At 71.7% G+C, this 14,580-nt stretch carries 9 protein-coding genes; 8 read left to right on the top strand and 1 reads right to left on the bottom strand.

Translation table 11 applies throughout. The annotated features are described in order from the left end of the window. Positions 1-55: 55 nt before the first annotated feature. The 5 genes from AB5L52_RS12145 (at position 56) to hflX (ending at position 7,889) form a co-directional block, all read left to right on the top strand. Positions 56-679 carry a hypothetical protein gene (locus AB5L52_RS12145; protein WP_369368856.1) on the top strand — a complete coding sequence of 208 codons (624 nt, stop codon included), beginning with the start codon at positions 56-58 and terminating at the stop codon, positions 677-679. Between the two features lie 213 nt (positions 680-892). Next, entirely contained in the window at positions 893-1,762 is an 870-nt protein-coding gene (dapF, locus tag AB5L52_RS12140; protein WP_369363927.1) for a diaminopimelate epimerase, read from the top strand. A gap of 283 nt (positions 1,763-2,045) precedes the next feature. Further along, entirely contained in the window at positions 2,046-4,364 is a 2,319-nt protein-coding gene (locus tag AB5L52_RS12135; protein WP_369363925.1) for a bifunctional (p)ppGpp synthetase/guanosine-3',5'-bis(diphosphate) 3'-pyrophosphohydrolase, read from the top strand. Positions 4,365-4,539: 175 nt separating this feature from the next. Continuing rightward, positions 4,540-6,237 (top strand): M1 family metallopeptidase, encoded by a 1,698-nt coding sequence (locus tag AB5L52_RS12130; protein WP_351016176.1) that lies wholly within the window; start codon positions 4,540-4,542, stop codon positions 6,235-6,237. 158 nt (positions 6,238-6,395) lie between these two features. Continuing rightward, positions 6,396-7,889, top strand: coding sequence for a GTPase HflX (hflX, locus tag AB5L52_RS12125; protein WP_369363923.1), 1,494 nt, complete (start codon positions 6,396-6,398; stop codon positions 7,887-7,889). A 164-nt stretch (positions 7,890-8,053) separates the two neighbouring features. On the opposite strand, the gene AB5L52_RS12120 is transcribed toward hflX, so the two are convergent. Next, positions 8,054-9,277 carry a serine protease gene (locus tag AB5L52_RS12120; protein WP_369363922.1) on the bottom strand — a complete coding sequence of 408 codons (1,224 nt, stop codon included), beginning with the start codon at positions 9,275-9,277 and terminating at the stop codon, positions 8,054-8,056. 445 nt (positions 9,278-9,722) lie between these two features. On the opposite strand from AB5L52_RS12120, the gene AB5L52_RS12115 reads away from it, so the two are divergent. The 3 genes from AB5L52_RS12115 (at position 9,723) to AB5L52_RS12105 (ending at position 14,413) form a co-directional block, all read left to right on the top strand. After that, complete coding sequence (locus tag AB5L52_RS12115; protein ID WP_351016383.1) at positions 9,723-11,120, top strand: diaminobutyrate--2-oxoglutarate transaminase family protein; 1,398 nt, start codon at positions 9,723-9,725, stop codon at positions 11,118-11,120. Between the two features lie 336 nt (positions 11,121-11,456). Next, a complete protein-coding gene (locus tag AB5L52_RS12110; RefSeq protein ID WP_369363919.1) occupies positions 11,457-13,499 on the top strand; it encodes an IucA/IucC family siderophore biosynthesis protein in 2,043 nt (680 codons plus the stop codon). 290 nt (positions 13,500-13,789) lie between these two features. Beyond that, positions 13,790-14,413 carry a GNAT family N-acetyltransferase gene (locus AB5L52_RS12105; protein WP_369368855.1) on the top strand — a complete coding sequence of 208 codons (624 nt, stop codon included), beginning with the start codon at positions 13,790-13,792 and terminating at the stop codon, positions 14,411-14,413. Positions 14,414-14,580 lie beyond the last annotated feature (167 nt).

The raw sequence follows: 14,580 nt of genomic DNA, 5'->3' as shown, positions 1-14,580 counted from the left end.
GCCATCATCGAGCTTCGATCGACCAAGTGGAGCCTAGTTGGGAGGGCGCGTGGCGATGGAGGCCGGCCCTCGTGACACCGCACAAAGCGCCGAGCGCGTCACCACCGACAGTGACGAACCGGACCTGGGTGCGGCCCGTCTGCCCGAGGACTGCCTGGGCGAGGACCGTCCGGCCGATGGCCGGGTGGTCGAGCAGCGGCTGCCCGAAGGGGCTCTCACGGAGGGCCGGCTGGTCGAGGACCCGCTCACCGAGGCCCGGCTGACCGACGACGGTCCCGACGAGACGCCCGACGGCGTGACCGACGACGGGCCGGAGCCCGAGGAGATGTACCCGGGCGGCCCGGAGGTCGAGGTCGAGCTGCGCCCACAGCGCCGGCTGCGCATCTGGCAGCTCGCTCCCATCGTGGGCCTGTCCGCCGTCGGCTCCCTGATGTTCGCCTTCCCGCTCGCCTTCGACTTCGGCGACAGCGGCGCCGTCATCGCCATGCTGGGCCTGCTGATCTGCTCCTGCGCCGCCGGCTGGGCCATGATGGCCGCCCGCAAGGTCGGCTACACCTGGCCCGGCCTCCCGCCCCGCGGCTCGACCCGCCGCCCCGACTGGAGGGTCGTACTCGGCTACGCCCTGCTGGTGGCCGTGGTGGTGGTCCTGGCGGTATGGCGCGTGGCAAGGCTCCGCTGAGGCGCGCCCGAAGCTGAGGCGCGCCCGAAGCTGAACGGCGCCCCGCCAGGGGCGCGGGGCTGTATCCCATGTGCGGCTTACCGCCGCGTGGACATGCCCAGCCACACACGACCCGCACCGCCCCACCCTCCGCACACCACCCCCCACCACCCCCCACCGCTCACAGCCGTCGGCCCAACCTGGCGGAGCGCTCCGCTCCCGTACGATCGAGGAATGAGCGCATCCCTCCCCTTCCTCAAGGGCCACGGCACCGAGAACGACTTCGTGATCGTCCCGGACCCGGAGAACGCCCTCGACCTGACCCCGGCCGCCGTCGCCGCCCTGTGCGACCGCCGGGCCGGCATCGGCGGCGACGGGGTGCTGCACGTGGTGCGCTCGGCCGCACACCCGGAGGCGAAGCCGATGGCGGCCGAAGCCGAGTGGTTCATGGACTACCGCAACGGCGACGGCTCGGTCGCCGAGATGTGCGGCAACGGAGTCCGTGTGTTCGCGCGCTATCTCCAGCACGCCGGGCATGTGGGCGAAGGCGACCTCGCGATCGCCACGCGCGCGGGCGTGAAGACCGTACACATCGCGAAGAACGGTGACGTCACCGTCGGCATGGGCCGCGCCCGCCTGCCCGAAGGCGACGTCATGGTGAGCGTGGACGCGCGAAGCTGGTCCGCGCGCAACGTGAACATGGGCAACCCGCACGCGGTCGCCTTCGTCGACGACCTCGCGCACGCAGGCAACCTGTACACCGCGCCGCCGGTCAGCCCGGCGAACGCCTACCCGGACGGCGTGAACGTGGAGTTCGTCGTCGACCGCGGCCCTCGCCACGTCGCCCTGCGCGTGCACGAGCGCGGCTCCGGCGAGACCCGCTCGTGCGGCACGGGCGCGTGCGCCGTCGCCGTGGCCGCCGCCCGGCGCGACGGCGCAGACCCGGCCGTCACCGGCACCCCGGCCACGTACACCGTCGACGTGCCCGGCGGCCGCCTGGTCATCACCGAACGGCCCGACGGCGAGATCGAGATGACCGGCCCCGCCGTGATCGTCGCCGAGGGCGAGATCGACGCCGAATGGCTGGAAAACGCGCTTCGTTGACCAGGCGAAACCACGAGCGACACATCCCTCGGCGCCCGGAGCAGCGGTTTCCGGTGGCCGGGGGAGTTCGAAACCGCGGGCGACGCCAGGGCACGTGGCGCAAACCCTAAACCTCTTTTGCATCGCTCGAATGGGTGATCCGTTTCACGCTCGGCGGGAGGCGGTCGGTCGCACGTGGTGGGCTCGATAGCATCAAGCACCGGCACGGACGGGGGAACGTCGCCTTCCCTGAGCCGCGTACGCCCTGGGGCCCCGTCCGCCGGTCCACGAGCCGGAGGTGCCCATGAGTGCGGAGGCCACGAACCCTGCGTCCCCTGGCCCGGTGGCCCCCACGGCGTCCGCGGCGGCCACCGCGCCCGCGGTGCCCAGGGCGGACCGCAGGAAGTCCCGGGCCCGGATCGATCTGCGCAGGCTCGGCCGGGCCGCGCTGCTGGGGCCCGCCGTCCGCGGCAAGTTGCCCGACGCGATCGGCCATGTCGTGGAGGCGCACCGCGCCCACCACCCCGATGCGGACCTCGACCCGCTGCGCCGCGCCTACGTCCTCGCGGAGTCCTCGCACCGCGGCCAGATGCGCAAGAGCGGTGAGCCGTACATCACCCACCCGCTCGCCGTGACCCTGATCCTCGCCGAACTCGGCGCCGAGACCACGACGTTGACCGCCTCCCTGCTCCACGACACCGTGGAGGACACTGACGTGACGCTCGATCAGGTGCGGGAACAGTTCGGCGAGGAGGTTCGTTATCTCGTCGACGGGGTGACGAAACTGGAGAAGGTCGACTACGGAGCCGCCGCCGAGCCGGAGACCTTCCGCAAGATGCTCGTCGCCACCGGCAGCGACGTGCGCGTGATGTCGATCAAACTCGCCGACCGGCTGCACAACATGCGCACGCTCGGCGTGATGCGCCCGGAGAAGCAGGCGCGGATCGCCAAGGTCACCCGCGACGTCCTCATCCCGCTCGCCGAGCGCCTCGGCGTGCAGGCCCTGAAGACGGAGATGGAGGACCTGGTCTTCGCCATCCTCCACCCCGAGGAGTGCGAGCACACCCGCGAGCTCATCGCCGAGAACGCCGCCCGCCCGGACGACCCGCTCGCCGAAGTCGCCGACGAGATGCGCCGGGTGCTGCGCGAGGCCGGCATCCCGGCCGAAGTCCTCATCCGCCCCCGGCACTTCGTCTCCGTCCATCGTGTGGCCCGTAAACGCGGACGGCTGCGCGGCACCGACTTCGGCCGCCTGCTCGTGCTCGTGCAGGAGGACGCCGACTGTTACGGCGTCCTCGGTGAACTGCACACCTGTATGACGCCGGTCGTCTCGGAGTTCAAGGACTTCATCGCCGTACCGAAGTTCAACCTGTACCAGTCGCTGCACACCGCCGTCGCCCGCACCGACGGCCAAGTGGTCGAAGTCCTCATCCGCACCCACCAGATGCACAAGGTCGCCGAAGCCGGCGTCGTCGCCCTGGGCAACCCGTACGCCCCCGCCGCCGACGTCCCCACCTCCGGCACCCCGGTCTCCGGCACCCCGGCCTCCGACGAGCCCGCCGACGGCGAGCGCGCCGACCCCACCCGCCCCGGCTGGCTCTCCCGCCTCCTCGAGTGGCAGCAGGCCGCGCCCGATCCCGACACCTTCTGGTCCACCCTGCGCGAGGATCTCGCGCAGGACCGCGAGCTCACCGTCTTCCGCCCCGACGGCGGCAGGCTCGGCCTGCCCGAGGGCGCCACCTGCGTGGACGCCGCCTACGCCCAGTACGGCGAGGACGCGCACGCGTGCATCGGCGCCCGCGTCAACGGCCGCCTGGCCACCCTCAGCACCGTCCTGAAGGACGGCGACACCGTCCAGCTCCTCATGGGCCAGGACCCCGCGTCCGAGCCCTCCCGCGAATGGCTGGAGCACGCCCACACCCCGGCCGCCCGCATCGCCATCCAGCGCTGGCTGGCGACGCATCCGGGCGGCGGCGATACGGAGGACACGGAGGACGCGGACGGCGCGGACGGCGCCCGCCGCGCATTCGTCCCCGAGGCCACCGCCGCCGCGCGCCCCGCGGGCGGCCCACGCGCCTATGCCGCAGGGGGAACCGCCCCCGCGGACGCCGCCGGGAGAACCGCCCCTGCCGACGCCGCCGGGGCAGCCGCCCCCGCCGCCCGCCCGCGAGGCGCCGACGTCCTCGTGGACCGGCCCGGAGCCGCCGTACGGCTCGCCGGGTGCTGTACGCCCGTACCGCCGGACGAGATCACCGGCTTCGCGGTACGCGGGGGAGTGGTCACCGTGCACCGGCTGGAGTGCGCCGCGGTGGCGTACATGAAGGGCCGGGGGCGCACGGAGCTGGGCGTGCGCTGGGGGGACACCAGCGCATGCCGGGTCACGCTGATCGCTGAATCGTTCGGCCGCCCCCATCTGCTCGCCGACCTCACGGAGGCGATCTCCTCGACCGGCGTCGACATCGTCTCCGCCACCGTCGAACCGCCCACCCAGCAGCGGGTCCGGCACACCTACACGCTCCAGCTCCCCGACGCGGCCCACCTCCCGGTCCTCATGCGCGCCATGCGGGACGTGCCGGGCGTGTACGACGTCTCCCGCGCCCAGCACCAGGCCCCGCCCTCCTGAGCGCCGCAGGTACGGGCGGGTCACACACCGCCCGATCGGATCGATCCGCAGGCCTTCCGACCCGGTGCGAAGCCCGCCCGACCGTGCGCAGAAAGGCCCTCCGGACCCAACCCGTTCGGGTGGGCCGGGCGCGCGTCGCCGCCGCGGCGCGGGAACGCACTGGTAGCGGTGATGCATGCTGCTCACCCCCCGCGCCGCCCGCCGCGCCCGTTCCCAGGCCCAGACCCGGAACCGGCCGCGGTTCTCCCGGCACCGGAAGGCGGCCCTGCTCGCCTCCGCCGTCTCCGTCTGCCTCCTCGCCGCCGCGTCCCCGGTCAAGCCCCTCGGCATCGGCGACCGGCTCTTCCCGTACCTGGGCAATCCGGGCTACGACGTGGCGTCGTACGACCTGTCCTTCACCTACCCCGGCACCAACGACAAGCCGCTCCAGGCAGTCACCACGATCTCCGCCAAGACCACGGCCGACCTGGACCGGATCAACCTCGACTTCGCGCACGGCACCGTGCAGTCGGTCGAGGTCGACGGGCATCCCGCGGACTTCGCCAACGCCGGCGAGGATCTGGTCGTCACCCCGGTGCACCCCCTCGCCGAGGGCAGCTGGACCCGGATCACGGTGAAGCACACCAGCGAGCCCGTCGCCGGCAAGGACCAGGACGGCGGCTGGGTGCGCACCGCCGACGGCCTCGCCATGGCCAACCAGGCGGACGCCGCCCACATGGTCTTCCCGTGCAACGACCACCCGTCCGACAAGGCGATGTTCACCTTCCACGTCACGGCCCCGAACGGCTACACCGTCGTGGCCAACGGTGTGCCCACCGGAGCGGAACAGAGCGGCTCCACCACCACCTGGACCTACCGCACCCGGCACCCCATGGCCACCGAACTCGCCCAGGTCTCCATCGGCCACTCCGCCGTGCTGCACCGCTCGGGCCCGCGCGGACTGGCCGTCCGCGACGTGGTGCCCAGCGGCGACCGCAAGGCCCTGCAACCGTGGCTCGACAAGACGCCCGCCCAGATCGCCTGGATGGAGCGCAAGGTCGGCCCGTACCCCTTCGAGACGTACGGCGTGCTCATGGCGCAGGCCTCGACCGGGTTCGAGCTGGAGACGCAGACTCTCTCGCTCTTCGAGAAGGACCTGTTCACCGACGCCGCCTACCCCAAGTGGTACGTCGAGTCGATCATGGTGCACGAGCTGTCCCACCAGTGGTTCGGCGACAGCGTCAGCCCCCGCACCTGGTCCGACGTCTGGCTGAACGAGGGGCATGCCACCTGGTACGAGGCGCTGTACGCCGAGGAGACCGCGCACACGTCCATGGCGGCCCGGATGAAGGCCGCATACGCCGCCTCCGACACCTGGCGTGCGGCCGGCGGCCCGCCCGCCCTGCCCAAGGCGGCCGCTCCCGGCCAGAAGATCTCCATCTTCCGGCCCAACATCTACGACGGCGCTGCCCTCGTGCTCTACGCACTGCGGCAGGAGATCGGCCGGCCGGCCTTCGAGCGGCTGGAGCGCGCCTGGGTCCAGGAACACCGGGACTCCACGGCCGGCACCGCCGACTTCATCCGGCTGGCCTCGACCGTCTCCGGCCGCGACCTGAGCGGCTTCCTCACGGGCTGGCTGTACAGCGAGAAGACCCCGCCGATGCCCGGCCATCCGGACTGGAAGTCGGCGGATCCCACGAAGGCGCCGAAAGCGACCGGCCGGAAGCCGTCAGGACAGGTCACGTCGCCGGGATCGCACCCGGAGTCATCGGAGGCGGTCGCGTCGCCGAGGGCGAGCCGTGAGTCCTCGGGTCCGGCCGTGTCGCCGAGGGCGAGCCGTGGGTCCTCGGGTCCGGTCACGTCGGCGAGAGTGGTCGGGCCGCGGACCCGGTGATAACACGGTGACGAGACGTGCCGCCTCGTGCGACCATCTTCGGGTCGGCACGAGACGGCACGGGAATGTCCCGGGGTCCTCGTGCGTTGAACGTCTGAGCGGCCCGGCAGGACCGCGGTACCGACGCACTGACGGCATCCCATCGACGTAAGGATCCAATGACCTCCTCTTCTTCCCCTTCCCAGGACACCAAGCGCCTCGCGCACGCCTATCCCGAGGGTCTTCGGGCCGATGCCCTGATGGAAGAGGACGTCGCCTGGAGCCACGAGATCGACGGCGAGCGGGACGGCGACCAGTTCGACCGCTCCGAGCGCGCGGCCCTGCGCCGCGTGGTGGGTCTGTCCACGGAGCTGGAGGACGTCACCGAGGTCGAGTACCGCCAGCTCCGCCTGGAGCGGGTCGTGCTCGTCGGCGTGTGGACCACCGGCACCGTGCAGGACGCGGACAACTCCCTCGCGGAGCTGGCCGCCCTCGCCGAGACGGCGGGCGCGCTGGTGCTCGACGGCGTCATCCAGCGCCGCGACAAGCCCGACGCGGCCACCTACATCGGCTCCGGCAAGGCCCAGGAGCTGCGCGACATCGTCATCGAAACGGGCGCGGACACCGTCATCTGCGACGGTGAGCTGAGTCCCGGCCAGCTGATCCAGCTGGAGGACGTCGTCAAGGTCAAGGTCATCGACCGTACGGCCCTGATCCTGGACATCTTCGCCCAGCACGCCAAGTCCCGCGAGGGCAAGGCGCAGGTCGCGCTCGCGCAGATGCAGTACATGCTGCCGCGACTGCGCGGCTGGGGTCAGTCGCTGTCCCGGCAGATGGGCGGCGGCAAGGGCGGCGGCCTCGCCACCCGTGGTCCCGGTGAGACCAAGATCGAGACGGACCGGCGGCGGATCCGCGAGAAGATGGCGAAGATGCGCCGGGAGATCGCGGAGATGAAGACCGGCCGCGAGATCAAGCGCCAGGAGCGCCGGCGCAACAAGGTGCCGTCCGTCGCCATCGCGGGCTACACCAACGCCGGCAAGTCCTCCCTGCTCAACCGCCTCACGGGCGCCGGCGTCCTGGTCGAGAACGCCCTGTTCGCGACCCTGGACCCGACCGTCCGCCGCGCGGAGACCCCGGGCGGGCGGGTGTATACCCTGGCCGACACGGTCGGCTTCGTCCGGCATCTGCCGCACCACCTGGTCGAGGCGTTCCGCTCCACCATGGAGGAGGTCGGCGACGCCGACCTGATCCTGCACGTGGTGGACGGCTCGCACCCGGTACCGGAGGAGCAGCTGGCCGCCGTGCGCGAGGTGATCCGGGACGTCGGCGCCACCGACGTACCCGAGATCGTCGTGATCAACAAGGCGGACGCGGCCGACCCGCTGGTCCTCCAGCGGCTGCTCAGGGTCGAGAAGCGCTCCATCGCCGTCTCGGCCCGCACCGGCATGGGCATCGAGGAACTGCTCACCCTGATCGACGACGAACTGCCGCGCCCGTCGGTCGAGATCGAGGTGCTGGTGCCGTACACGCACGGCAAGCTCGTCGCCCGCGCCCACACCGAGGGCGAGGTGCTCTCCGAGGAGCACACCGCGGAGGGCACCCTGCTCAAGGCCCGGGTACACGAGGAACTGGCGGCAGAACTGGCACCGTACGTCCCGGTGTCGGTGGCCTGATCCAGAGCCAATCCAGAGCCATAGGAAAGGCCCGCTCCCTGGGGTGAAGGGGGCGGGCCTTTCAGCGCCCTGAAAGGGGCGCGGGGACTGCGCGGACAACCAACGACGGCGGTCAGTCGCCCACTCACCGCCAGGTGGCAGACGAGAGGGCGACTCGACTCCGCTTACTGCCCGGCAAACTTCTTGCTCACCGACTGGTACACGCCCTTGGCGACAGGACCCAGCCGAGGACCGGCCAGCCACCCTGAAGTCACCGGGCCGATGGACGTGTTGGACACCAACGCCGGCTTACCGTCCGCACCGGTCTCCACCCAGCCGCCTCCGGAGGACCCGGCGGTCATCGTGCAACCGATCCGGTACATCGTCGGGGCGGACTGCGCGATGGACAGCCGGCCCGGCTTGTCCTTGCACTGGTACAGCAGCTGGCCGTCGAACGGAGCCGCCTCCGGGTAGCCGGACGCGGTGATGCTGCTGACCTTCGGCACCGCGGGCGCGTCGAAGTTCACCGGCAGCGCCCCGCCGACCGTCTCCTCCAGCGACTTGCCGCCGTTGCCCTGCTCCGGCGTCACATGGATCACCGAGAAGTCGTACGGGGCGCCGTTGCCGCCGGTCTCCCCGCCCTGGTCGATCCACTGCTGCGAGGTCTGCGCCGCATCGGCCCACCAGACGCCGTACGGGGCGATCTCGGACCGGCTGGCGTGCTGCAGCTGGGCGGCCGGCTTGCCGGAGTTGTTGTACGACGGCACGAAGGCCATGTTGCGGTACCAGCCGCCGTTCTTGCCGGCGTGCACACAGTGACCCGCCGTCCACACGAGGTTGGACTTGCCCGGGTGCGCGGGGTCCGCCACGACCGTGCCCGAGCACACCATGTGGCCCTCGGGGGAGTCGAAGAACACCTTGCCCGAGGTAGCCGCGTTGGTGTGGTACGGCGCCGCGACCGCCTGCGCCTTCACCGGCTGCGGGGTCGGGTCCGTCACGCCCTGGTCACCCGAGATGTCGTTGTCGTGGACCCCCTTGTTCGGGTCGTTGGCATGACGCATCCGGTTCGGGTCCCACAGACCCTTGATGATCGGGTTGACGAAATCGTTGGCCTCGCGCAGCCAGTCCTGCTTGTTCCAGTTCTTCCAGGCGCCGTTCTTCCACTTGTCGAGGTCGATCCCGTGTTCCTTGAGCTTCTGCTTGAGGTCGTCCGGGATCCTGATCTTGCCGTCGCCGGTACCGGCCGCGGCCGCCGAGGCGGTCGGCTTGCTGTCGGCGTTGTCGTCGCCGTTGCAGGCGGTGGCGGTCAGTGCCAGCGCCGAGGCGAGGGTGACCGCCGCGAGCGAGGTCGAGGTGCGGCGGCTGCCCCTCTCTCGCCGACCAGTGAACGACGGTCGTATGGATCGCATGCTCTTGACTCCCCCTGCTGTGAAGGTACTCGGCGCTTCGGTCGCGACACCGGCCGCGAACTCATGGAACTTCATGCCGGTCTCACGCCCGTGTGAGAACGGCGTCCCAGACTATGCGGTTGCTGTGGGGGACTTCCGACGGAACGGCAACGGTTCGGCCACAAGCCATCTGACCAGGCCAATCATCCATGGATTTACCGGTTTGACGTCCCTTCACCACAACCGCCCGTGGTCCACACGGCGTTCCGCCTGCCGGCAGGCCGCCCGCGGCGCCGTGCGCAACGTGCCGTCTTCCCGGCCCGGCAATGATCTTGCGCAGACCCGTAACCCGTCGAACCGTCCGCGGTTGTAGCGGTGGGGGGCCCGCTGCCTGAACCCGGTCCCCGTGGATCAACTCGCCTCTGAACAGCGGGGAGGACAGCGACCTGTGGCCGTTACGGAGTCGATGGCTGGAGGCGTGCACGGGGAAGCTCCTGCTGTGCACGAGGGGATCCTCAGACGCCAGTCGGCGCGTGAATCCTCCGCCCGCACCTACGCCCGGGCCCTGCCCATCGTCCCGGTCCGGGCGCGAGGCCTCACCATCGAGGGCGCCGACGGCCGTCGTTATCTCGACTGCCTGTCCGGCGCCGGCACACTCGCCCTCGGTCACAACCATCCCGTCGTGCTGGAAGCCATCCGCAAGGTCCTCGACTCCGGCGCTCCCCTCTCCGTCCTCGACCTGGCGACCCCCGTCAAGGACGCCTTCATCACCGAGCTGTTCCGCACCCTTCCGCCCGGTCTCGCCGACCGGGCCCGTGTCCAGTTCTGCGGGCCCGCCGGAACCGACGCCGTGGAGGCCGCCCTCAAACTGGTCCGGACCGCGACCGGCCGCGCAGGCCTGCTCGCCTTCACCGGTGCCTACCACGGCATGACCGCCGGCTCCCTGGCCGCCTCCGGCGGCGCCCGTGACGTCCAGGTCGCCCGCCTGCCCTATCCGCAGGACTACCGCTGCCCCTTCGGCGTCGGCGGACCACGCGGCGCCGAACTCACCGCCCGCTGGACCGAGTCCCTCCTCGACGATCCCAAGTCGGGTGTGCCGCTGCCCGCCGGGATGATCCTCGAACCGGTCCAGGGCGAGGGCGGCGTGCTCCCCGGACCGGACGACTGGCTGCGCCGTATGCGCCGGCTCACGGCTGCCCGGTCCATCCCGCTGATCGCCGACGAGATCCAGACCGGCGTCGGCAGGACGGGTGCCTTCTGGGCCGTCGACCACAGCGGCATCACCCCCGACGTCATGGTCCTGTCCAAGGCCATCGGCGGCAGCCTCCCGCTGGCCGTGATCGTCTACCGCGACGATCTCGACGTCTGGCAACCCGGCGCCCACGCGGGAACCTTCCGCGGCAATCAACTCGCCATGGCGGCGGGCACCGCGACCCTCACATATGTGCGAGAGAACGGCCTCGCCGAACGAGCCGCCGCCCTCGGCGCCCGCATACTGGGCCGACTCGGGGAGCTGACCGACACCTTCGCGTGCGTGGGGGAGGTACGCGGGCGTGGCCTGATGATCGGGGTCGAGCTGGTGGACCCGGAAGAACCCCGGGCCGAACCCGCCGACCACCCCATCGCATCCTCCGGCCTGGAGCCCACTCGCACCCCGCACCCGGCCGCGCCCGAACTCGCCGCGGCCGTCCAACGGGAGTGCCTGCAGCGCGGATTGATCGTCGAACTCGGCGGCCGTCACTCGGCCGTGGTCCGGCTGCTTCCCCCGCTCACGATCAGCGACGAGCAGGCGGCAGCCGTTCTGGACCGCCTGGTGGACGCGGTCGCGGCGGTGGCCCGCACGCGCGAGGAAAACGGCCCATAGCGCAGTGCACACCACAGCCCACACCGCGGCCCTGCCCAGCGTGCGGGCCGAAAGCCGCGTATCCACCGCTCGGCCCCCGGAGCCCGTAGCACCCCTCGGGCCCGTCCCCCTTCGCATCTCAACCACCCCCATCAGTAAGGACATTGAGGCCGAGACCGGCCTCCCCTGGCACATCCACAGCCCTCTCCTGCACGTGCCGCTCTCCCCGCCGACCCGGTCCTCCGCCGAGGCCGAGGCAGCCGTCGACGCCACCCAGGCCGACCGCAGGCGACGCGGGAAGGGCGCCCGAGCGACAGCACGAGCCCCGCACCACCCAGTCGGCCACGAGGAGCCGTCATGAACGCCACCCCCACTCCCGACGGCAGCTCCGGTGCTCCCGACGAACAGGGAGACTCCGGCACCCCGGCCGCTCCCGTGCCGCTCGCCGAGTCGGTTCCCCCGCAGAAGAGGCGCACCGCGGATCTCACCCGAGTGACCGAGCCCGGCGCCGAGCTGCTCGAAGACCCCGACCCGCGCACCGCGGCCCAGGCCGCAGCCGTGGAGAACCTGTTGCGCTGCTGGGTACGCGAGACCAGCCTCGCCGCCCCCGTCAACGGCACCCTCCACGTCCCGCTCCCGGCCAGCGGCGCCGCCCTGCTCGTGCCGGTCCGCTACTGGTCGCCGACCGGCTGGCACCGCTTCGGTCCGCCACGCCTGGTCAGCGCCCCCGAGGCCGCCCCCGACGTCGACGCCGTCACCTTGGCGGCACTCCTCACCCGGGAGACGACCGGCGGCACGGGCAGCAGCTCCCGCTCCCAGCACCCCATCGCCGACGGCCACGGCCACGGCCACGGCCAGGACGGCAACGGCGACCAGGGCGCGGACCGCCAGGGGGAGGACAGATACGGCGCTGACGGCCACGGCGCCGACAGCCACGACGATGTGGTGGCCCGGGTGGCCGACTCCCTCCGTCGTACCGCGACGTTCATCCGCGAACGGCGCGAGCACCCTACCGACGGCCCCGACGTCTTCCTCTCCGCCGAGCAGGCCCTGCTCCTCGGACACCCCCTGCACCCGGCCCCCAAGAGCCGGGAGGGGCTGACCGAGGCAGAAACCCTGCTGTACTCACCGGAGTTGCGCGGCTCCTTTCCGCTGCACTGGATGGCTGTAGCCCCCTCCCTCCTCGTCACCGACTCGGCCTGGACCGAGCGCGGCCGTCCCGTCCCCGCCGCCCACCTCACCCGGCGCCTCGCCGAAACCGATCTCCCGCTGCCCAGCGGTTACGCCGCCCTTCCCCTGCACCCCTGGCAGGCCCGCGAGCTGCGCCACCGCGCACCCGTAGCCGCCCTCCTCGACTCCGGCCTCCTCCGCGACCTCGGCCCCTTCGGGCCTCGCTGGCATCCCACCTCCTCCGTACGCACGGTCCACCGATCCGGCGCCCCCGCGATGCTCAAGCTGTCGCTCGCCCTGCGTATCACCAACTCCCGCCGGGAGAGCCTGCGCAAGGAACTCCATCGGGGAGTCGAGGTGCACCGGCTGCTGCGCACCGGCCTGTCCAAGCAGTGGCAGGCCGTACACCCCTCCTTCGACATCGTCCGCGACCCGGCCTGGCTCGCCGTGGACGATCCGGACGGGCGGCCCGTCCCCGGATGCGACGTGCTGATCCGGCACAACCCGTTCGCACCGAGCGACGACGTCGGCTGCGTCGCCGGACTCGTCTCGCCCCGGCCCGTCCCCGAACCCGGCAGCAACTTTGCGACTCGGACGCCCAGTTGGACCCTGTGCTCCCGACTGGCCCAGCTCGTCGCGCGGCTCGCTGCACGCACCGGCCGGCCCGTCGGTGCCGTGGCCGTGGAGTGGTTTCTCCGGTACCTGGAGCAGGTCGTCCGCCCCGTGCTCTGGCTGGACAGCGAGGCCGGCATCGCGCTCGAAGCCCACCAGCAGAACACCCTGCTCCGGCTCGACCGCGACGGCTGGCCCTCCGGCGGCCGTTACCGCGACAACCAGGGCTACTACTTCCGCGAGTCCCGGCGCGCCGAACTGGACGCCCGGCTGCCCGGTATCGGTGAGCGCAGCGACACCTTCGTCTCCGACGAGGTCACCGACGAACGCTTCGCCTACTACCTCGCCATCAACAATGTGCTGGGCGTGATCGGCGCGTTCGGCTCTCAGCGCCTCGCCGACGAGCGACTCCTCATCGCGGCCTTCCGCCGCTTCCTCACCGACGTCGCCGCAGGGCCCACCGCACTGCGCACCCCGCTGCCCAGCCGCCTGCTCGACTCGCCCGTCCTGCGCTGCAAGGCCAACCTGCTGACCCGGCTGCACGGTCTCGACGAACTCGTCGGCCCGGTCGAGACCCAGTCCGTCTACGTCACCATCGCCAACCCCCTTCATTCCTGAGCGACTTGCCCCGCCTCCCCGCATTTCCGAGGAGCCTGACCCACCTCGTCTCCTGAGAGGAGCGCACCTTGCCTCCCACCGATGCGAACACCGGCCCCGGCGCCGACCTCGCCCATCCGGGCGCCCCCGTCCGCCCCGGTGCCCCGGTCCGCCCGGGCGCCTCCCTCCACCCGGGTGCCCCGGTGCTCCGGGACACCGGCGGCCCGCTGGCGGACGGCGCGGGCAGCAGCCGGGCCGCCCCGTTCACCGGGTTCGCCGTCGAGGACGACGACGGGGACTGCGAGGACACGCTGGACCTGCAGCTGCCCGCCGAGTTCCTCGCCCTCTTCGCCGGAGGGACGGGCTATCTACTGGACCAGCTCCATACGTGGGGTCCGGTGCTCACCCCGGTCGGCTCCTTCCAGCTCCAGCCCGCGCGCATCGAGGAAGACCTGCCGCTCATCCATCGGTGGATGAACGACCCCGCCGTCGCGCCGTTCTGGGAGCTGGCAGGGCCCCGGAACCGGACGGAGGACCATCTGCGCGCCCAACTCGACGGCGACGGACGCAGCGTGCCGTGCCTCGGCGTGCTGGACGGCACTCCCATGAGCTACTGGGAGATCTACCGGGCGGACCTGGATCCGCTGGCCCGCCACTATCCGGCCCGTCCGCATGACACCGGGATCCACGTCCTCGTCGGCGCGGCCACGGATCGAGGGCGCGGGCTGGGGTCCGGCCTGCTCCGCGCCGTGGCCGACCTGGTCCTCGACCGGCGCCCCGCGTGCGCACGGGTCGTAGCGGAACCCGATCTTCGCAACACCCCCTCCGTCGCAGCGTTCCTGAGCGCCGGATTCCGGTTCGCGGACGAGGTCGACCTGCCTGGCAAGCGGGCCGCCCTCATGATCAGGGACCGAGTCCTGCGCGACGTGTTGTAGCGCTGTGTGTTCGCGCCTTCACATGTAGTACGAAGGGCGGGTCGGTCGAGTTCCCATTCGATCCGAGAAACCTGAGGCGAGAAAATCGCGCTCGACCCACGAGTTCACCGCGCCGTTCGACACCTGTTCACCTCTCGCTCGTTCACTCCCCGCTCGTCGAGAGCTCG

The organism is Streptomyces sp. CG4 (genome assembly GCF_041080655.1).
Taxonomy (GTDB): domain Bacteria; phylum Actinomycetota; class Actinomycetes; order Streptomycetales; family Streptomycetaceae; genus Streptomyces.
The sequence above is the reverse complement of the archived record's forward strand: the minus strand, read 5'-3'. Positions and strand labels throughout refer to the sequence as shown.